Source organism: Jeotgalibaca sp. MA1X17-3 (assembly GCF_021513155.1).
Classification (GTDB): Bacteria; Bacillota; Bacilli; order Lactobacillales; family Aerococcaceae; genus Jeotgalibaca.
The window spans coordinates 1,440,193-1,460,738 of the sequence record NZ_CP090983.1 but is presented as its reverse complement, the minus strand read 5'-3'; the positions used below and the strand labels follow the sequence as shown (position 1 = coordinate 1,460,738).

The window sequence follows — 20,546 nt, the reverse complement described above, 5'->3', positions numbered from 1 at the left end:
TTTCAGCACTGGCTTTTTTTAAAGGATTATGAATCGGAATCAGGAGTAACTTCTTCCTCTTCTTGATCTTCTTCCTCCTCTTCCTCATTCTCTTCATTTTCGTCTTCAGCATCATCTATACTTTCTTCTTCCTCTTCTTTTGATTCAGAAGATTCTTCTATGGATGAAGAGGACTCTTCTTCTGAGGAAGACTCTTCAGAACTAGAAGAAGCTGATTCTTGACTTTCTTTTTCAGACTCTTTCTCTTCTTCTTTTTCCTCCTCCTCTTTCTTTGGTTCTTCAATCGTAATAGAAATGGTAGAAGAAGGGGAGGTTGATGTTCCTAACTTTGCAACTAGACTAATATTTATCGTTCCTTTTCCAGGATTCTTAATAGTAACCTGAGTATCGGTCGTGTTAATTGGATTTGAACCAGCTGTAATTGTATATTGTGGGGTCGAATTATCCTGTGAGGATTTATATTTGTTCCACTGAATGACTAGTTCATCTTTATCTTTATTATAAGTAGCCTTTAATCCTTTTGGTGCTTCTAGAGAAATTCCGTATTTCTTAGAGGTTGAAGTAGGCTCTGTTCCAGAAACAAACAACTCAGAAATACGATAATTTGCTGGTGTATTTGGACCTGGTTTCATAATAGGATTAGAAAATTTCTCCATTAGCTCTTCCTTAACAGAGTCAGGTCGAGTCCAATCAGATGGTTCTAGGTCTTGATGAACAAAATTCATTAATTCTCTATAGATATACCGGGTGATACTACGAGTTTCATAATCTAAATAATGTCCTTCTGTTTTAGTATCTTCGTACCCCATCCAAACAGAAAGGGCATAGTTTGTTGTATAGCCTACATACCATGAATCTTTACCAATATTATCTAATCCTTCTGCACCAACTAATTCGAGATCAACATCATTAAAATCAGTTGTCCCTGTTTTCCCAGCTTGTGGTAAACCGGGAATAATAACTTCTGGCGCACTCTCAGTTACTACATCTTTAAGCATATCAGTAATCATATATGCAGTAGAGTCTTTCATTGCTGTTGTGCCTTTTGGATTGAATTCAAAAATTTCTCCATCACTAGTACGTACAGATTGAACGGTGTATGGTTCATTATAAGTACCACCATTAGCAAAAGCAGCATAAGCTGCGGCTAAGTTAACGGAAGAAATTTCTCCTCCAATTGCATTAGAGTCAAATAATTCATTGGTTTCATTACCATTCTCATCTTTGTTTGTAATTTGAATCCCTAACTTATTTAAGAAAGCAGTAGCATTATCGAATCCTACATCTAAAAGTGTTTTAGCTGCGGGTACGTTACGCGAGTCAACGAGTGCTTCGCGTACAGTCATATCACCTTTAAAAGCATTATCGTAATTATTTAAAGGGTCTCCAGTACTAGGATAAGACCATTCTTCATCCACAACTAGTTTACCTGTAGAATAATCCAAGTATTCAATAGCAGGACCATAATCGATTAGCGGTTTAATAGTTGAGCCGACACTTTTTACAGTTAAATCAGCATAATTTATGCCTAATTGAACATTTTTTTTACGGTTTCCGATAACAGCGGTAACGGCACCTGTCTCTACATCTACAAGAGTGGCTGCCGTTTGAACTTCATCATTCGGGAATTGAATGTATTCATCGGTGTTCACTGTGTCATATAGATGTTGTTGGGCAGCTAAATCTAAGTTGGTTTGAACGACCATTCCTCCTTGAGAGACATCCAAACCAGTTTTTTCTTTTACTTCATCCATAGCGATTTGTAAATAGGCATCGATGATGAGTGATTGATCTTTATCGTTCGTATGATCCACTAAATTTTCAGTAATGGACACACTAGCAGCTTCTTCTCTTTCTGCTTCAGTTATTTTTCCGTTATCTACCATGGTTGCTAATACAAGGTCTCTTCTATTTTTTAGTTCTTCTGGATTTGTATATGGATCATAATAATTAGGTGCTTGTGGCATCCCAGCTAAAGCAGCTGCTTCTGATAAGGTAATATCAGTTAAATCTTTTCCAAAATAATATTCAGCAGCAGTTCCCATTCCGTAGACATTATTCGCCATATACACTTTATTGATGTATAGAGCTAAAATCTCATCTTTAGGAACTTCTTTTTCTAATTGAATAGACATCCACGCTTCTTTTGCTTTTCTTTCTATCGTTTGATCTTCTTCGGTATGTGAAAAGTAGGAAAGTTTAATGAGCTGTTGAGTAATGGTGCTTCCACCTTGAGAAATACCACCACCTCTAATATTGGCTGCAAAGGCTCCTACTATACGTACGGGATCAATCCCATTGTGTTCATAAAATCTTCGGTCTTCAACAGAAAGGATCGCATCTTGTAACACTTGAGGAATTCCTTCTACATCTACTAAATCTCTATTTTGTGCATTTGCTCCAAGCTCTTTGAAGAGATTCCCATCTTTATCAAGAAATTGTGTAGGGACTGCATCTACTAAATCAGCTCGTTTTACTTCTGGAGCTTGAGAAGCATAAAAGAAGAACAACAATACTCCTGATAGGAAGGCAAGGGCAACTAAGCCAACTGCTGATAAAAGGATTTTTTTCCAGATAGAATTTTTTGACCCATTTTTTCTTTTATTTCGTTTTGTGGATCGGTTTGACTGTGAACGGGAATTCCGCGTTCTTTTTTTCTTTGACATGGTTCCACCTCTTTATAAGTTTTCATTTTGTGTATGTAATAGAAGAAGGTCAACTGCTTTTAAATAATCCAAGGGAGGATTAAACTCATAGCGTAATTCAAAACTATGTTCTTCTATGTATGGTAAAGGAATCGATTTTCTTCCTCCAGCATGATCCTGATTTTCCCAAAAAATACGAAGATGTTCATATTCTAATAGAAATACACGATTCAATGTGGTGAACTGAATAATGACAAAGACGATTCCATGTTGATTTTGAACGTGTAACATATGTTGGATTTGATGTTCGTGAAAATTCTTTAAAGGAAAAGAACTTTTATTTTTTGTTTCTTTTGCTTCAAAATCAAGGTAAAACCCCTTATAAACACCATTAAAGTCAGTAGTAGAGGAGTGACGGTAATAAGCTTCTTTAATGACAGCCGCACTTCTTTTAGGATAATCTACCTTCACCACTTGGATCGGAGTTGGTTTTTTATGAATAACAGCTACTTTATTTTCAAGATAAAATTGGTTGGAGCGATTTAAATGATCTTCTAAATTCATCCCTCTTTTTCCATAATTAATAGTTTGTTTATTTTTTTCAGAAGTTTTTTTCTTCGGACTTTCCTTCTTTTCATTGCCATTATAGGCTTTTCCGTTCGGATAATTGAAAGTCATGGTATATTCACTTCCTTTTTTAATGCCGTTAAAAACAGTTTTATCAATAAATCTTTTCTGTAAAATATTACCACCATTTCTTTTTATTTACAATGTTACCGATATAGTGTACACTAAATGAGTATGCAATGTTTGTACATTGCTGATAATGATACACTTTTGGAGGAAATATAATGACTGCAAATTGGGAAAAAACAGGCACTAATGAAGGTGTCTTGACATTTGAAATACCGGCTGAAACAATCAAAACAGAAACAGACAAAGTTTTTAACAAGGTACGTAAGAACCTTAATGTCCCTGGATTCAGAAAAGGAAAAGTTCCGCGTCATATTTTTAATAAACAATATGGTGAAGAATCTTTATTTGAAGATGCATTGAACGAAGCATTACCAGGAGCTTACGACAAAGCAGTTGAAGAAGCAGGAATTGAACCTGTTGCTCAACCAAAAATTGACATCAAAACGATGGAAAAAGGTCAACCATGGGTAATGACTGCTGAAGTTACTGTGAAACCTGAAGTAAAACTTGGTGAGTACAAGAACTTGAAAGTTGAAAAACAAGATCGTGAAGTAACGGACGAAGAAGTTGAAAGTTCGTTGAAAGACCGCCAAGAAAAACAAGCTGAATTAGTATTGAAAGAAGATGCTGCTGAATTAGGCGATACAGTTGTAATCGACTATGAAGGATTCCAGGGAGACGAGCCTTTTGAAGGTGGAAAAGACGAGAACCATTCATTGGAACTTGGATCTAATTCCTTTATCCCAGGATTCGAAGACAAGTTAGTAGGCGTAAAAGCGGGCGAAGAAACAACTGTTGAGTTGACATTCCCTGAAGATTACCAAGCAGAAGACTTAGCTGGTAAAGACGCAAGCTTCAAAGTGAAAGTTCATGAAGTAAAATCAAGAGAACTTCCTGAATTAGATGATGAATTTGCTAAAGATATTGACGAAGAAGTTGAGACTTTAGATGAGCTAAAAGCAAAAATTCGTAAAGAACTTGAAGAAAGCAAAATTGCTGCAGCTGACGAAGCAAAACAAGATGCAGCCATTCGTCAAGCAGTTGAAAATGCCGAAATCGTTGAATTACCTGAAGTAATGGTTCATGATGAAGTTCATCGTCAAATGGATCTTTTCTTGAATGACATGCAACGTCAAGGAATCAATCCAGAACTTTACTACCAAATTACTGGAACAACAGAGCAAGATCTACATGTACAAATGGAAGAAGATGCTGACGTTCGTACAAAAACAACTCTAGTTCTAGAACAAATCATTAAAGAAGAAAATATTGAAGTTACTGCAGAAGAAATTGCAGAAGAGCTTGAATCATTAGCTGGTCAATACAACATGGATGCAGACCGCGTTCGTTCATTAGTTAGCGAAGATATGCTTACAAATGATATCCAAATGAAAAAAGCAATGGATATCGTAACAGATACTGCGATAGAAGAGTAATTTAAAAAAATAATGAAAAAGGGGGAGGGAGCATCATTAATTGCTACCTCTCTTCTTCTGTATAGGAACCACTTATCTTAGCTGAAATCTATCAAACATAATATTTGTTATTTCGTCAAAATATGATAAGATTAGATGCGTTCCGAAGAGAAGTCACTTAACGTATAGAATTTATTTTAAGTGGTTTTGAAGAAAGAAGTACGTGAATGAAATAATAAATTAAACAATAGAGAGGAGAATGCAGATGTTCCGAGATGATGATACAACTAGCATTCATTGTTCCTTCTGTGGGAAATCTTCTGATCAAGTAAAAAAAATTATTGCTGGACCAGACGTGTACATTTGTAATGAGTGTATCGACTTATGTAAGGAAATAATTGATGAGGAAATTTACGGTACAGAAGAAGTAGAATTTGGGGAGATTCCAAAACCTCAAGAAATCTACAAGATTCTAAGTGACTATGTGATTGGACAAGAAAATGCTAAAAAGACACTTTCTGTTGCTGTTTATAATCACTATAAAAGAATCGGTCAAATGCAAGCAGCACAAGATGAAGATATTGAACTTCAGAAGAGTAATATTTGTTTGATTGGTCCTACCGGTTCAGGAAAGACCTTTTTAGGACAAACCTTAGCTCGTATTCTGAATGTGCCATTTGCGATTGCAGATGCTACGAGTCTGACAGAAGCTGGTTATGTAGGAGAAGATGTAGAGAATATTCTCCTAAAATTGTTACAAGCGGCTGATTACGATGTAGAACGTGCACAAAAAGGGATTATTTACATTGATGAAATTGATAAAATTGCCCGTAAAGGTGAAAATGTATCGATAACAAGAGATGTAAGTGGAGAAGGGGTTCAACAAGCGTTACTGAAAATGCTTGAAGGAACTGTTGCGAATGTTCCACCTCAAGGGGGACGAAAACATCCTCAACAAGAGTTCATTCAGTTTGATACAACCAATATCCTCTTTATCGTTGGAGGAGCGTTCGATGGAATTGAAGCGATTGTCAAAGAACGTTTAGGTAATAAAGTAATCGGATTTGGTTCTGGAAAAGCAAAAGAAGAAACCGATAAAAGTATCATGCAACAAATCATCCCTGAAGATTTATTGAAATTTGGTTTAATTCCAGAGTTTATTGGACGTCTACCTATTATGGCAGCGTTAGAGAAGCTAACAGAAGAAGATTTGGTTCGTATTCTGACAGAACCTAAAAACGCTCTTGTAAAGCAATATCAAAAACTTCTTGAATTAGATGGAGTTACATTAGAGTTTGAAGAGGATGCACTGATTGGAATTGCCAAAAAAGCTATTGAAAGAAACACAGGTGCTCGTGGTCTACGCTCCATTATTGAAAATGTAATGTTGGATATTATGTATGATATCCCGAGTCGTGATGAGATTACCAAAGTAATCTTAACGAAGGATATCATTGAAGGGGAAGGAAACCTTTACTCTACGGTGATGATCAAAGACTGATTAGCTAAAGATTTTATTAAATGAGACCAATGTATGAGATTATCAAACATACATTGGTTTTTTATTACAAAATAACGATGATTGATCCATTTTAAAAACAAGTAAGAGGAAGTGTTATAATCATGAATGTTCAAGAAGCTGAAATTGTCATGAGTGCGGTTAGTCCGTCTCAATATCCGACGACTGGATTTCCAGAAATTGCCTTAGCAGGACGATCAAATGTAGGGAAATCATCTTTTATCAATAACCTCATTAAACGAAAGGCTCTAGCAAGGACTTCCAGTAAGCCAGGGAAGACACAAACCCTTAATTTCTATTTAATTAATAATGAATTTTATTTTGTTGACGTCCCTGGATATGGATATGCAAAAGTTTCTAAAACAGAGCGTGCAAAATGGGGAGAAATGTTGGAAACCTACTTCGTACAAAGGGAGACACTTAGCCACGTATTTCTAGTAGTGGACTTTCGTCACGAACCAACACCGGACGATATTCAGATGAAGAATTTTATTCAATACTATGACCTTCCTTTTACTGTTATTGCGACAAAGGCGGATAAAATCCCACGTGGAAAATGGAACCAACATCTTTCGAAGACAAAAAAGGCATTGAATTTAGAGACAACAGACTCTATCGTTATTTATTCTTCCGAAACTGGTGAAGGTAAAGATAAAGTTTGGTCTATTGTAAAGAAATATTTATAAATTAAAATAGATGTGAAGTACAGATAGGCAGATTGTTTTTTTAAAAAACATGCTATACTAATAGCTATAATTTTATACGCATGTTAAAGGATTTTGGCACTTTAAAGAGGTGAAAAACCATTGGCAACAAAGATTCCTGAAGAAACGATTAATCAGATACGCAATGAATCAAATATTGTTGATGTAGTGAGCCAATATGTGCAATTAAAAAAAAGAGGGAAAAACCATTTTGGGTTTTGTCCTTTTCATGATGAGAAGACTCCATCTTTTTCGGTAACCGATGAGAAACAAATTTTTCATTGCTTTAGTTGCGGTAGAGGTGGTAATTTATTTACATTTTTAATGGAAATCGAAGGATTTAGCTTTTTAGAGTCGGTTCAAAAAGCTGCTGAACTTTCTGGTATGGATATCGACCTTCAATTAGATGGAAGAAACGCCCCCAATCCGATGCAAAATAAAAAAGATAAATTGGTCCAGATTCATGAACAGACTTCTGCTTTTTATCATCTAATACTGATGAACACCGTAACAGGTGAAAAAGCACTCAACTATCTAAAAGGCAGAGGATTTACAGAAGAGCTTTTAGTGGAATACCAAATTGGCTTCTCTCCTTCTAATAAAACAACCACCTATCAAATTTTGAAAAAAGATCATTTTCCAGATGAACTCCTTACAGAAACGGGGATTTTTACGGATTGGAAAAATGGAACAGAACTTTTGGATCGTTTTTCTTCTAGAATTATCTTTCCTTTACGAAATGAAAAGGGAAAAGTTGTTGCTTTTTCTGGGAGGTTGCTGCCTGGGGAAGAAAATAGTGAGAAAGACTATCACGAAGCAAAATATTTAAATAGTCCGGAAACTATTTTATTTAGTAAACGAGATTTTTTATTCAACTTAGATAAAGCACGACCAGAAATGAGGAAAAGTTCTGAGGTTGTTTTATTTGAGGGATATATGGATGTCATTGCTGCATGGAATGTTGGGATCAAAAATGGTGTAGCCTCTATGGGTACCGCATTAGCGGATGAACAGATTCGAATTCTCAATAAGTTGGTTGATTCTGTTGTAATTGCTTATGATGGTGATCGAGCTGGTTTAGAAGCAACTCAAAAAGCGATTGATTTGCTTCAGGTTGGAAATCGCTTTGATATTACTATTTTCCCTCTACAAGCTGGGATGGACCCGGATGAATATATCCAAGAAAAAGGGGCCGAAGCATTTCAGAAAGCTTTAAAAAACCACAGAGAAACTATTTTCCATTTTCAATCACGCTATTTAAAAACAAAATTGGATTTAAATTCAGAAAACAATCGAATTCGATACTTGGATGAGATTTTAAAGAAACTGGTGAATGTAGAATCACTTGTGGAAAGAGAATTGTATATCAATGAATTAGCTGATGAATTTTCTTTGGATCCAGAAACGTTAAAAAAACAACTTCAAGATAATCAACAAGATTATATGAAGAGTCGTCAAGAAGAACGTAAAAAAAGCCTTCGGTTAGTAGCCAAACAACGTTAGCAGTACCTGCTAAAAAAAGCTTACTCAATCAGAAATTAGTCAAAAACAGTTATTATATCGATTGTTCCATCATGAAGAAGCTTGGAACTACTTACAAGATATTGAGCCAGATTTCCATTTTCAAGATGAGAAGTATCAAACAATCTTTTTACTATACGAATCGTTTCATGATGATTTAAAAGAAGTCGGCCAAATAGATCGTTTCCTGGATCGTATCCATAATACTGAATTAATAAAAGATATTATTGAAATTGAAATGCTGAATCTACAATCAGATGTATCAGAGCAAGAAATTATTGATCTTGTCCACATTATTTCTTCAAAGGCTAGCTTAGAAGTTTTGCTTCAACAAAAGATGAAAGAAATGAGAGAAGCAAATCGTAACCAACAAAACGAGGAAGCCAAACGACTACTCATGGACATCGTTACCCTTTCGCAGAAGATCAAAGTAACGAAGAAATAATCCGTATGGGATGGAGGAATTATTTTATGGCAATTAAAAGAAATGAAGAAGGGTTAACATTTATTCAGTTAACGAATAAGGTGATCAAAGAGCAGAAACTATTGGGGACTATTTTCTATGATGATTTGACTGATAAAGTTGCAACACCTTTCGCCTTAGATGCGGATGCAATGGATAAGTTAATTCAAAAAATGGAAGACAATGGAATTAGCGTTGTCGATGCGGATGGCGGTCCTACAGAACGCCAACTGAAAACAGAAGAAAAAGATGTTCCTGAAGAAAAACAGAAAAAACCAAAAAAAGTAGCAGAAGTTACTGTTCCAGCAGGAGTTAAAATAAATGACCCCGTAAGAATGTACCTGAAAGAAATTGGACGGGTATCATTACTGACAGCTAATGAAGAAAAAGAAATAGCAATTCGTATTCAAGCAGGTGAAATGGAAGCTAAGCAAGAACTTGCAGAAGCTAACTTGCGTTTGGTTGTATCGATTGCGAAACGTTATGTCGGTCGTGGGATGCAATTTCTAGATTTAATCCAAGAAGGTAACATGGGGTTAATGAAAGCTGTTGAAAAGTTTGACCATGAAAAAGGGTTTAAATTCTCTACTTATGCAACGTGGTGGATTCGTCAAGCGATTACGCGTGCGATAGCTGACCAAGCTAGAACCATACGAATTCCCGTACATATGGTTGAAACGATCAATAAATTAGTACGAATTCAACGTCAATTACTTCAAGATTTAGGAAGAGAACCAACACCAGAAGAAATCGGTGCTGAAATGGACCTTCCTACAGAAAAAGTTCGTGAAATCTTGAAAATTGCTCAAGAGCCTGTTTCTCTTGAAACTCCAATTGGAGAAGAAGATGATTCTCATCTAGGTGATTTCATTGAAGATCAAGATGTTACAAGTCCAGCAGAACATACTGCACAAACCCTCTTGAAAGAGCAATTGGAAGAAGTATTGGATACATTGACGGATCGTGAAGAGAATGTTCTTCGTTTACGTTTTGGTCTTGATGATGGGAATGTTCGTACTTTGGAACAAGTAGGAAAAGTTTTCGGTGTAACAAGAGAACGAATTCGACAAATTGAAGCAAAGGCATTGCGAAAACTTCGTCACCCAAGCCGTTCAAAACAACTCAAAGATTTTCTAGAATAAAATAATTCTGAAAGCGACCATTTTTATTGGTCGCTTTTTTTATTAGGGAAGAAGCCTTTAATTTTCTGTAAGAAACTGATAAGATTAGGAGTGAAAGTAAAATTGAAAAGGGGGGAGCACTACTTGAATGAATTTCAACTATCTCAACGCCTAGAAACCGCGGCATCTTTTGTAAAAAAAGGAGCACGTCTGGCAGATATTGGCTCCGATCACGCATATTTACCTTGTTATCTCGCACAAAAAGGATGGATTACGTCTGCTATCGCAGGAGAAGTAGTGCTAGGACCATTTACAGCAGCAAAGAAACAAATTGAGCAATCAAACGTTTGTGAAGTAGTTGAAGCTCGATTAGGAGATGGACTCTCTGTTGTTGAACCAGAAGATCATATCGATACGATTACGATTTGTGGGATGGGTGGAGACTTAATTGCCAGAATTTTGGATGCTGGAAAAGAAGAGCAGCGTTTAAAGGGAATTCAGCGTCTTATTCTACAACCAAATAATTCAGAACCCAAACTACGAATGTGGTTATTAACAAATGGTTACAAAATTATTGAAGAAAAAATTATTGAAGAAAATGAAAAAATATATGAAATTTTAGTGGCCGAATGTTCCGTTGATCTTGAACCTTATACGGAAAATGATTTTCTATTTGGTCTGTTTTTAAGAAAAGAGAAATCTCCAATATTTAAAAAGAAATGGCAAGCAGAAATTAAAAAATATCAGTATATTCTGAATAGTTTAGCACAATCTACAAGAGATGTTTCTGATAAGAAAGTAGAAACGGAAAAAAGGATCCAACAAATCAAGGAGGAGATTTTGTGAACTATATTTCCGGTTTTGAATTTGTAGAGCAGTTTGAACGAAACGTTCCCTTATGGTTGGCAGAAGAAAATGATCCAATCGGATTACATATCGGAGATTTGTCATACCCAATTAAGAAGATGATGATTACTCTGGACATTAGACCTGAAGTCGTCGAAGAAGCTATTGAGAACAATGTTGATTTCATATTGGCACATCATCCACCTATCTATCGTCCCATTGCACGATTAGATCTAACAAACCAACAAAACAAAATGTATGCGAATATCATCAAACATGATATTCGCGTGTATGCAGCCCATACCAATTTGGACAATGCACAAGATGGAATGAATGATTGGCTTGCAGAGGCGCTTGATTTGAAAGAGATTGAAATCATGGATATCACTCGAAGAATCCCCTTAAAACGTATCAATGTTTATGTTCCTCACACACATATAGAATTCGTACGAGAAGCAATGACGGCGGCGGGAGCGGGAAATATTACCGCGAACTATTCCGATTGTTCCTATCAAGTAAATGGAGTAGGTCGATTTACACCTGTTCAATCTGCTCAACCAACGATTGGAACAGTAGGAGTTCCTGAAGAAGTGGCTGAAGTAAGATTAGAAGTCATATTCGAAGAAAAAGATACACAAGCTATTATCGAAGCACTTCTTCAAAGTCATCCTTACGAAGAACCGGTATATGAACTGTATTCGATTGAAAAAAATCAAGAGTTAGCTTTCGGATTAGGAAGAGTAGGTAATTTGAAAGAAGAAATGTCACTGAAAGATTTTGTTGAAAAAACAAAAAAAGCGTTTGACGTAAAAGGCTTGCGAGTGGTTACTACTAATCCAGATCAAAAAGTAAAACGAATTGCAATTTGTGGTGGAGATGCAGGGAAGTATTATAAAAAAGCAATTCAAAAAAATGCAGATGTTTATATTACAGGAGATGTTTACTACCATACAGCTCATGACATGCAAGCAGATGGTTTGACCGTGTTAGATCCTGGACATCATATTGAAAAAATTTGTATTCCCAAACTAAGTAAACGAGTATTGGAATGGAAACAACAATTTGATTGGGATATGGAAATCTTTGAATCAGAAGTCGACACCAATCCTTTCTTGTTTGACCATGAATTGTAAGCTACAATCTAAGTGCGAAAATATGTAACCATATAATTTATAGACTGGAAGGAAGTATTTCTATGACCCATGAACATCTATTAAATCGTTTTATGACCTTTGTAAAATTTGATACCCGTTCTGATGAAGCAAGCACGACTGTTCCTTCAACAGAATCCCAAGTAGCATTTGCAAAAGAAGTTTTGCAACCTGAACTAGAAAAAATAGGAATGTCTGCGATTCATTACAATGCTGAAAATGGATTTTTGACGGCAACCCTTCCTGCGAATACAGATAAAAAATTACCATCCATTGGCTTTATTGCTCACATGGATACTGCGGATTTTGAATCAGAGCATGTAGTTCCAGTGGTACATGAAAATTATGATGGGACTGAAATTATCCTCCATCAAGAACAAGGAATTGTTCTGTCACCAGAAGATTTTCCTAACTTAAAAAACTATATTGGAAAAACGTTAATCACCACAGATGGCACAACCTTGTTAGGTGCAGATGATAAAGCAGGAATTGCTGAAATTTTGTCTGCTGTAGAGGCGATTATGAATGACTCAACTATTGAACATGGTGAAATAAAAGTAGCTTTTGGTCCTGATGAGGAAATCGGTAAAGGTGCTGATTTATTCGATGTAGAAGGATTTGATTGTGATTTTGCCTATACAATGGATGGAGGTCCTATTGGGGAACTTCAATTTGAAAGTTTTAATGCTGCTCAAGCGATTGTAACGATTCAAGGGAAAAATGTTCATCCAGGAACGGCTAAAGATACGATGGTTAATGCAATCAAAATCGCCATGGACTTTGATCGACGTTTGCCAGCAAATGAAGTACCTGAACAAACAGATAAAAGACAAGGATTCTACCATCTTCTTGGAATAGAAGGTACCGTTGAAGATAGCAAAATGACTTACATTATTCGTGATCATGATCGCAAATCCTTTGAAGACAAGAAAACGAATATGCAAACAGTTGCAGATGCAATCAATCAACAATACGGAATCAATCGTGTACGTGTAGCGATCAGTGACCAGTACTATAACATGGGAGAAATTCTACAAGAGGATATGCGTCCAATTGAACTGGCAGAAAAAGCATTGAAAAATTTAGATATCAAACCAATCATTGAACCAATTCGTGGAGGAACAGATGGATCGAAACTTACCTACATGGGGCTTCCAACACCTAATCTTTTTGCTGGTGGAGAAAACTTCCACGGACGTTATGAATTTATAGCAGTAGAAAGTATGGAAAAAGCTACCGATACGATCGTAGAAATTGTTCGTTTAAGTAATACGTACGAAACACGATGAACCAATTACTTGATTTAAGAGGTCTTAGTATCATCATCTTTTTCTTACTGAACATCTTTCTATTTGCTTTGATGGGAATCGATAAGAAAAAAGCACAAAAAAGAAAGTGGCGTATTTCAGAAAAGACCTTGCTTCTCCTCGGATTATTCGGAGGAGGGGTAGGCGGTTTTGCTGGTATGTTCTTTTTTCGACATAAAACCAGGCATTCCTATTTTCACTTCTTTTTTCTAATCGGAACTCTAATAATGGGGATAACCCTTTATTTTCTATATCGCTAACATAACCTGCTTTCGTTGGAAATCGGAAGCAGGTTTCTTTATGGTTATTTTAAACTCTTTCAACGATGATTCTCATTCTTTTACTACGAATGATTATGGTATAATAAACTTTTGAAACAAATGAGGAGGAAAATGCAATGGATGGAATATTACCATTATGGAAAGAAAAAGGCATGACCAGCCATGACTGCGTTTTTAAATTAAGAAAAATATTACATACTAAAAAAATTGGACACACGGGAACGCTAGATCCAGAAGTAGATGGAGTTTTACCTATCTGCATTGGAACGGCTACAAAAGCAGTAGAGTTCATGACCGATTTAGGTAAGGCTTATACAGGAGAAATCACTTTAGGTTTTTCAACGACAACAGAAGATGCACACGGCGAAGTAATTGCTCAAAAGCCAGTTGATCGAAAATGGACCCTCGCTGAAATTGATGAACAGATGGCTAGTTTTCTTGGTGAAATCACTCAAATTCCTCCAATGTATTCGGCGGTAAAAGTGAATGGGAGAAAATTATACGAATATGCTCGTAGTGGAGAAGAAGTTGTTAGACCCGTCCGAAAAGCTACTATTTACGATTTTCAACGAATTTCTGAACCACACTATGATGATTCTACTCAGACTGTTTCTTGGAAGTTTACTGTAAGGTGCGGAAAGGGGACTTATATCCGTACACTTGCTGTTGATTTAGGTGAAAAATTAGGATTCCCAGCCCATATGTCCCAGTTAACAAGGACCCACAGTGGACCATTTGCGACAGAAGACTGCTTTACTTTGGATCAAGTACGGGAAATAAAAGAAAATAATCGAATGGATGAAATTTTACAACCAATCGATATGATTTTTGAAAAATACCCTGCTTTCCATCTAACAGAACCTTTATGGGATCGAATTAAAAATGGGGCCGTAATTGAATCGGAAGCATTTATGGATGATAAAGATACTCCCCTACTTGCGCTATATTATTCTGGACAATTAGTTGCTTTATATAAGGAACATCCAACTAAACCTGGCTTTAAGAAACCAAGAAAAATGTTTTTACCTTAGAGACTATTATGGTAATGAAAGAGAGCTAAAAAATGGAAGTTATTAATATACATCACCCTTACAAAAAAGAACAAATTCCCGATGATTCTGTCGTATTGGCTTTAGGTTATTTTGATGGGGTTCATTTAGGGCATCAAGCAGTCATTGCAAAAGCGAAAGCAGAAGCAGAAAAGAGAAATTTAAAAGTAGCAGTCATGACTTTTAACCACCATCCTAGTATCGTATATAAAAAATTGGATATTGATTCAATGAAATACTTGTCGATATTAGAGCGAAAAATAGAGTTGATGGAAAGTTTAGGTGTTGATTATTTTTATGTCATTGAATTTACGTATGACTTCGGTACTCTGAAACCACAAGAATTTGTCGATCAGTATATTGTAAACTTACATGCAGAAGTTGCTGTTGCAGGTTTTGATTATAGTTATGGACCCAAAGACATTGCAAATATGAAGACTTTACCCATCTATGCAAAAAATCGGTTTGATATTATTGAAGTAACCGAACGGGTTTCGGATGGATCAAAAATTAGTTCAACTAATATTCGTACCGCATTGGATGAAGGGGATATGGAGTATGTCAATAGTAAATTGGGCTACATCTACCAATTTGATGGATATGTGATGCATGGAGATGCACGCGGACGGACGTTAGGTTACCCTACAGCGAATCTTAGAGTGGAAAAGCATATTCGATTGCCAAAAACGGGTGTGTACGTTGTTAGCGTATGTATTCAAGGAACTTGGTATAAAGGGATGGCTTCGATTGGTTACAACATTACCTTTGAAAAAGATCGTCAAAAAACGATAGAAGTAAATATATTTCATTTTAATAAAATGATTTATGGTGAAAAAATTAAAGTCCGTTGGCATCATTATTTAAGAGGAGAGGTTAAGTTCTCTGGTATTCAAGGTTTAATAGAGCAATTGGATATGGATAAACTAGAAAGTGAAAAATATTTTCTAGAAAATCCAGAAAGTCTCAACGGAAATAGGGAGATGAAAGAATGACGGCAGCCTATTTGCATATTCCTTTTTGCGATCATATTTGTTTTTATTGTGACTTTAACAAAGTATTCTTGGAAGGACAACCTGTAGACGAATACGTCGATGCAACGATTCAAGAGATGGCTCTTATGAAAGAAAAGTATCCAGAAAAAGAGGTCTCCACCTTCTACATTGGTGGAGGGACTCCTACTACTTTAAACGAAAAACAATTGGATCGACTGTTCACGGGAATTCAAACCTACTATCCAATGGATTCAGGTGTAGAATTTACAGTAGAAGCAAACCCGGAAAGTGCATCTTTTGAAAAATTTAAAGTGATGAGAGAGCATGGAGTCAATCGGATTAGTATGGGGGTCCAATCTTTTAACAATGATATTCTGAAAAAAATAGGAAGAATCCACACGTCAGAACAAGTTTACAAGTGTGTAGACGATGCTCATAAAGCCGGTTTTGAAAATATAAGTATTGATTTAATTTTTAGATTACCTAATCAAACGTACGCAGATTTTGAAGATAGCTTAAAAAAAGCATTGGAACTAGATTTACCTCATTACTCTATTTATTCACTTATTTTAGAGAATAAAACGATCTTCTATAATTTAATGCGCCAAGGGAAATTACCGCTTCCTTCTGAAGATGAAGAAGCAGATATGTATGAGTTAGCTATCCAAACAATGGAAGCAGCCGGTAGAAAACAGTATGAGATTTCTAATTATTCAAAGCCAGGATTTGAGTCTCAACATAACCTAACGTATTGGAATAATGATTCTTATTTTGGATTCGGTGCCGGCTCGCATGGGTACATTGACGGAAGTCGCTACATTAACCATGGACCCATTCAACACTATCTAGCTCCTCTGAAAAAGAAAGAATCACCGATCATTTATCGTAATACACTTACAACACGAGAAAAAATAGAAGAAGAAATGATTTTAGGGATGAGAAGGATGAAGGGCGTTCAACGGTCGGATTTTAAGCAAAAGTATAATCTGGAAATAGAGGACCTCTACGGAGACGTCTTAGAAACGTTGTTAAAAGAAAATTTAATTGAAATACAAGACGATCACATTCGGTTGACTCATCAAGGTACTTTTTTAGGAAATGAAGTTTTCCGTAGTTTTCTCTTGGATTAGTGGGAATATGGTGAATGAAAAAATTAGATTTAAAAAATAGTAGGATATTGTTGACAAATGTTCTGTGCCGTGATAAATTTATTCATGGGTTAGCACTCAGTTCGGTTAAGTGCTAAAGTGAGGTGAATAATTATGTTAACAGAAAGACAGCTTCTTGTGCTCAATCTAATCATTAAACATTATATTGAGTATGGTGAACCTATTGGGTCAAAAAATTTATTAAGGGAATCAAAACTCCCAGTTAGTCCTGCCACCATTCGAAACGATATGATGAGAATTGAGGAACTTGGTTTTTGGAAAAGACACATTCTTCTTCTGGAAGAATTCCTTCTAATAAAGGATACCGATATTATGTCGATCAATTAAAAGAAGAGAAAATGAATCATTCTTATCGAGATATTCAACAAAAGATTCAGTCTTCTATCCGAATGCCATACAAGGAAGCTCAAGAAATCATTGAAACATCTGCAGAAATGTTGTCATACTTAACGAATTATACTGCACTAAGTATTGGACCCGAAACGAAAAATAGCCGATTAACCGGTTTCCGGATTGTACCGGTTACCAAAGGCCAATATATGGCGATCCTTGTTACAGATAAAGGATTCGTGGAGAATAAAATCTTCACACTTGCAAATCATATTGATTCTTCACAGTTAGAAAAAATTGTTAATATTTTTAATGAAGAGTTAGTAGGGGTAAAATTATCTGAAGTGTATCATAAGTTACAGAATGAAATTCCTATTATTATTAAAAAATACGTCGACTCTGAAATTGATTTGTTTGGTATCTTTAAAGAAGTAATTTCTAAGATGGATAGTGAACGAATTTATGTTGGCGGTGGGATGAATCTTCTTAATTATTTAGAAACAAATGAAAGTGAAAAGATTAAAAGTATTTATAGTATGATCCATCAATCCAAGGATCTGCACACTCTTTTACTTTCTAACCAAGATGACCTTACCGTCAGAATTGGTACAGAAATGAATAATGAACTATTCAATAACTTTAGTATGATTACTGCTACTTATGATGTTGGAAGAAATGGAAAGGGACTGATTGCTTTGTTAGGTCCCACGAATATGCCATACCATAAAATCATCAATATTATGCGTTTAACAAGCAATGAACTCTCCGATAGTATGCATGATTTCTATCAAGATTAAGGAAAAGAGGAATGGTTGTGGAACAAGATAATAATAAAAATAATCCGGAAAACATTGATAAAGATGTAGAGGGATTTGAAAATGAAACAAATCAAGAACCAACGATTAATGAAAATGGTTCTTCAGAATTAGAGGAATTAAAAGCCGAACTGGAAGCTACGAGTGATCGTTACCTTCGTTTGCAAGCAGAATTAGCGAATATCAAAAAAAGAAATACAAAAGAAAGACAAGATGCAGCTAAATATCGATCTCAAAGTTTGGCAACCGAGTTGTTACCAGTTATGGACAGCTTAGAAAAAGCACTAGAGATAGAGGTAGATGATGAGAAAGCGATGAATTTGAAAAAAGGAGTCGAAATTGTCTATAATATTATGAATGGTGCATTAGGAAATGAAGGAATTGAGGTTATTAACCCAATTAATGAACCGTTTGACCCTAACTTCCATATGTCTATTCAAGTACAACCTGTAGAAGAAGGGCAAGAACCAGATACGGTTGTTGCGGTCATGCAAAAGGGTTATGTTTTAAACGATCGAATTCTTAGACCTGCGATGGTAATAGTGGCACAATAAGAATGAGAAACTTAAAAAAATAAAAAAATAACTTAAAAGGGGTATATATAAATGAGTAAAATAATCGGAATTGACTTAGGAACTACAAACTCTGCAGTTGCAGTTTTAGAAGGTGGAGAAGCAAAAATAATTGCAAATCCAGAAGGAAATCGTACAACACCATCTGTTGTTTCCTTTAAAAATGGAGAAATTCAAGTCGGTGAAGTTGCGAAACGTCAAGCAATTACGAACCCACACACTGTTAGCTCAATCAAACGTCACGTTGGAGAAGCAGGCTATAAAGTTGAAATGGAAGGTAAGGATTACTCTCCTCAAGAAATTTCTGCAATGATTTTGCAATATCTAAAAGGATATGCAGAAGAATACTTAGGTGAAAAAGTTGAAAAAGCAGTTATCACTGTACCTGCTTACTTTAATGATGCTCAGCGTCAAGCAACAAAAGATGCTGGGAAAATTGCTGGACTAGAAGTAGAACGTATTGTCAACGAACCAACTGCAGCAGCATTAGCATACGGTTTAGACAAAACAGATACCGAAGAAAAAATCTTGGTATTTGACTTAGGTGGCGGAACTTTTGACGTTTCTATTCTTGAATTGGGAGACGGAGTATTTGATGTTTTGAGTACATCCGGTGACAACAGTCTTGGTGGAGATGACTTCGATGACAAGATTATTGCTCATATGGTAGCTGAATTCAAAAAAGAAAACGGCATCGACCTCTCTAAAGATAAAATGGCTAAACAACGTTTGAAAGATGCAGCTGAAAAGGCTAAAAAAGACTTATCAGGTGTAACTTCTACTCAAATTAGCTTACCATTTATCACTGCTGGAGAATCTGGACCAATGCACTTAGAGTTGACATTAACAAGAGCTAAATTTGATGAGTTGACTTCAGAGTTAGTTGAAAGAACAAAAGACCCTGTACGTAAAGCAATTAAAGATGCTGGAATTTCTAAATCTGAAATTGACCAAGTTATCTTAGTTGGTGGATCTACACGTATTCCTGCAGTAGTAGAAGCTGTACGTCGTGAATCTGGACAAGAACCAAATAAATCAGTAAACCCTGATGAAGTAGTAGCAATGGGTGCAGCAATCCAAGCTGGTGTTATCAGTGGAGATGTAAAAGACATTGTCCTATTAGATGTAACTCCATTATCCCTAGGAATTGAAACAATGGGCGGAGTATTCACGAAATTAATTGACCGTAATACAACGATTCCAACAAGCAAGTCTCAAGTATTCTCAACGGCTGCTGATAATCAACCTGCTGTTGATGTACATGTACTTCAAGGAGAGCGACCAATGGCAGCTGATAACAAGACATTGGGAAGATTCCAATTGACTGATATCCCTGCAGCACCTCGTGGAATTCCACAAATCGAAGTAACCTTTGATATTGATAAAAATGGAATTGTAAATGTAAGTGCGAAAGATTTAGGAACGAAGAAAGAACAAAAAATCACGATCAAATCTTCATCTGGTTTAACAGACGAAGAGATTGAAAACATGGTGAAAGATGCAGAAGCAAATGCTGAAGCAGATAAAAAACGTAAAGAAGAAGTAGAACTACGTAATGAAGTAGACCAAATCATCTTCCAAACGGATAAAACTTTGAAAGACCTAGAAGGTAAAGTAGACGCAGAAGAAGTTACAAAAGCTGAAGAAGCTCGTGATGAACTAAAAGCAGCTGTAGAAGCAAATGACTTAGAAGAAATGAAAACAAAACGTGACGCTTTGAACGAAATTGTTCAAGAGTTAACTGTAAAACTTTACGAGCAAGCAGCTCAAGAACAACAATCTGAAGAGGGTGCTACTGAAGGCTCTGAAGAAGATAACGTAGTAGACGCTGATTTTGAAGAAATGGATAACGAGTAAAAAGCTTTTAACTTGTACCATTCCTTGTTACAATAACGAAAAGCAAGCTATTCAACATATTTCCAAACACGTACAGACCCTATTTCGGTGCTG

At 35.9% G+C, this 20,546-nt stretch carries 18 protein-coding genes; 16 read left to right on the top strand and 2 right to left on the bottom strand.

Annotated elements, in window-relative coordinates; translation table 11 throughout:
- Positions 1-26 precede the first annotated feature (26 nt).
- On the bottom strand, positions 27-2,666 hold the full coding sequence (locus LZ578_RS07260) for a transglycosylase domain-containing protein (RefSeq protein WP_235144524.1): 2,640 nt from the start codon (positions 2,664-2,666) through the stop codon (positions 27-29).
- Between the two features lie 12 nt (positions 2,667-2,678).
- Positions 2,679-3,323, bottom strand: a complete 645-nt coding sequence (gene recU / locus LZ578_RS07255; protein WP_235144523.1) for a Holliday junction resolvase RecU — start codon at positions 3,321-3,323, stop codon at positions 2,679-2,681.
- A gap of 173 nt (positions 3,324-3,496) precedes the next feature.
- Between recU and tig the strand changes: the two genes are divergently transcribed.
- The 16 genes from tig to dnaK all read left to right on the top strand — a co-directional run bounded on the left by tig (position 3,497) and on the right by dnaK (position 20,453).
- Complete coding sequence (tig, locus tag LZ578_RS07250) at positions 3,497-4,777, top strand: trigger factor (RefSeq protein WP_235144522.1); 1,281 nt, start codon at positions 3,497-3,499, stop codon at positions 4,775-4,777.
- 244 nt (positions 4,778-5,021) lie between these two features.
- On the top strand, positions 5,022-6,257 hold the full coding sequence (clpX, locus tag LZ578_RS07245; RefSeq protein WP_235144521.1) for an ATP-dependent Clp protease ATP-binding subunit ClpX: 1,236 nt from the start codon (positions 5,022-5,024) through the stop codon (positions 6,255-6,257).
- A gap of 122 nt (positions 6,258-6,379) precedes the next feature.
- Complete coding sequence (gene yihA, locus LZ578_RS07240; RefSeq protein WP_235144520.1) at positions 6,380-6,961, top strand: ribosome biogenesis GTP-binding protein YihA/YsxC; 582 nt, start codon at positions 6,380-6,382, stop codon at positions 6,959-6,961.
- 120 nt (positions 6,962-7,081) lie between these two features.
- Complete coding sequence (gene dnaG / locus LZ578_RS07235) at positions 7,082-8,482, top strand: DNA primase (RefSeq protein WP_235144519.1); 1,401 nt, start codon at positions 7,082-7,084, stop codon at positions 8,480-8,482.
- 61 nt (positions 8,483-8,543) lie between these two features.
- Complete coding sequence (locus LZ578_RS07230; protein WP_235144518.1) at positions 8,544-8,945, top strand: hypothetical protein; 402 nt, start codon at positions 8,544-8,546, stop codon at positions 8,943-8,945.
- A 26-nt stretch (positions 8,946-8,971) separates the two neighbouring features.
- A complete protein-coding gene (gene rpoD, locus LZ578_RS07225) occupies positions 8,972-10,105 on the top strand; it encodes an RNA polymerase sigma factor RpoD (protein ID WP_235144517.1) in 1,134 nt (377 codons plus the stop codon).
- A gap of 123 nt (positions 10,106-10,228) precedes the next feature.
- A complete protein-coding gene (locus LZ578_RS07220; RefSeq protein WP_235144516.1) occupies positions 10,229-10,930 on the top strand; it encodes a tRNA (adenine(22)-N(1))-methyltransferase TrmK in 702 nt (233 codons plus the stop codon).
- Complete coding sequence (locus tag LZ578_RS07215; RefSeq protein WP_235144515.1) at positions 10,927-12,063, top strand: Nif3-like dinuclear metal center hexameric protein; 1,137 nt, start codon at positions 10,927-10,929, stop codon at positions 12,061-12,063. Before LZ578_RS07220 ends, LZ578_RS07215 begins: the two co-directional genes overlap by 4 nt.
- A 62-nt stretch (positions 12,064-12,125) precedes the next feature.
- Positions 12,126-13,370 (top strand): peptidase T, encoded by a 1,245-nt coding sequence (gene pepT, locus LZ578_RS07210; RefSeq protein ID WP_235144514.1) that lies wholly within the window; start codon positions 12,126-12,128, stop codon positions 13,368-13,370.
- A complete protein-coding gene (locus LZ578_RS07205) occupies positions 13,367-13,648 on the top strand; it encodes a DUF1294 domain-containing protein (protein WP_255763818.1) in 282 nt (93 codons plus the stop codon). The genes pepT and LZ578_RS07205 overlap by 4 nt, the downstream gene beginning before the upstream one ends.
- A 137-nt stretch (positions 13,649-13,785) precedes the next feature.
- Positions 13,786-14,700 carry a tRNA pseudouridine(55) synthase TruB gene (gene truB / locus LZ578_RS07200; protein WP_235144513.1) on the top strand — a complete coding sequence of 305 codons (915 nt, stop codon included), beginning with the start codon at positions 13,786-13,788 and terminating at the stop codon, positions 14,698-14,700.
- A gap of 32 nt (positions 14,701-14,732) precedes the next feature.
- Positions 14,733-15,710: a riboflavin biosynthesis protein RibF gene (gene ribF, locus LZ578_RS07195; protein WP_235144512.1), complete on the top strand. Its 978-nt coding sequence runs from the start codon at positions 14,733-14,735 to the stop codon at positions 15,708-15,710.
- Complete coding sequence (gene hemW / locus LZ578_RS07190) at positions 15,707-16,840, top strand: radical SAM family heme chaperone HemW (protein WP_235144511.1); 1,134 nt, start codon at positions 15,707-15,709, stop codon at positions 16,838-16,840. The genes ribF and hemW overlap by 4 nt, the downstream gene beginning before the upstream one ends.
- 293 nt (positions 16,841-17,133) lie before the next feature.
- Positions 17,134-18,006, top strand: a complete 873-nt coding sequence (hrcA, locus tag LZ578_RS07185; RefSeq protein ID WP_235144510.1) for a heat-inducible transcriptional repressor HrcA — start codon at positions 17,134-17,136, stop codon at positions 18,004-18,006.
- 11 nt (positions 18,007-18,017) lie between these two features.
- Complete coding sequence (gene grpE, locus LZ578_RS07180) at positions 18,018-18,578, top strand: nucleotide exchange factor GrpE (RefSeq protein ID WP_396326665.1); 561 nt, start codon at positions 18,018-18,020, stop codon at positions 18,576-18,578.
- Positions 18,579-18,629: 51 nt separating this feature from the next.
- Positions 18,630-20,453 carry a molecular chaperone DnaK gene (dnaK, locus tag LZ578_RS07175; RefSeq protein ID WP_235144508.1) on the top strand — a complete coding sequence of 608 codons (1,824 nt, stop codon included), beginning with the start codon at positions 18,630-18,632 and terminating at the stop codon, positions 20,451-20,453.
- Positions 20,454-20,546 lie beyond the last annotated feature (93 nt).

Coding starts and splice junctions, on each gene's coding strand:
- LZ578_RS07260 (WP_235144524.1), bottom strand. CDS start 2,666: ATGTCAAAGAAAAAAAGAACGCGGAATTCCCGTTCACAGTCAAACCGA.
- recU (WP_235144523.1), bottom strand. CDS start 3,323: ATGACTTTCAATTATCCGAACGGAAAAGCCTATAATGGCAATGAAAAG.
- tig (WP_235144522.1), top strand. CDS start 3,497: ATGACTGCAAATTGGGAAAAAACAGGCACTAATGAAGGTGTCTTGACA.
- clpX (WP_235144521.1), top strand. CDS start 5,022: ATGTTCCGAGATGATGATACAACTAGCATTCATTGTTCCTTCTGTGGG.
- yihA (WP_235144520.1), top strand. CDS start 6,380: ATGAATGTTCAAGAAGCTGAAATTGTCATGAGTGCGGTTAGTCCGTCT.
- rpoD (WP_235144517.1), top strand. CDS start 8,972: ATGGCAATTAAAAGAAATGAAGAAGGGTTAACATTTATTCAGTTAACG.
- pepT (WP_235144514.1), top strand. CDS start 12,126: ATGACCCATGAACATCTATTAAATCGTTTTATGACCTTTGTAAAATTT.
- LZ578_RS07205 (WP_255763818.1), top strand. CDS start 13,367: ATGAACCAATTACTTGATTTAAGAGGTCTTAGTATCATCATCTTTTTC.
- truB (WP_235144513.1), top strand. CDS start 13,786: ATGGATGGAATATTACCATTATGGAAAGAAAAAGGCATGACCAGCCAT.
- ribF (WP_235144512.1), top strand. CDS start 14,733: ATGGAAGTTATTAATATACATCACCCTTACAAAAAAGAACAAATTCCC.
- hemW (WP_235144511.1), top strand. CDS start 15,707: ATGACGGCAGCCTATTTGCATATTCCTTTTTGCGATCATATTTGTTTT.
- grpE (WP_396326665.1), top strand. CDS start 18,018: ATGGTTGTGGAACAAGATAATAATAAAAATAATCCGGAAAACATTGAT.
- dnaK (WP_235144508.1), top strand. CDS start 18,630: ATGAGTAAAATAATCGGAATTGACTTAGGAACTACAAACTCTGCAGTT.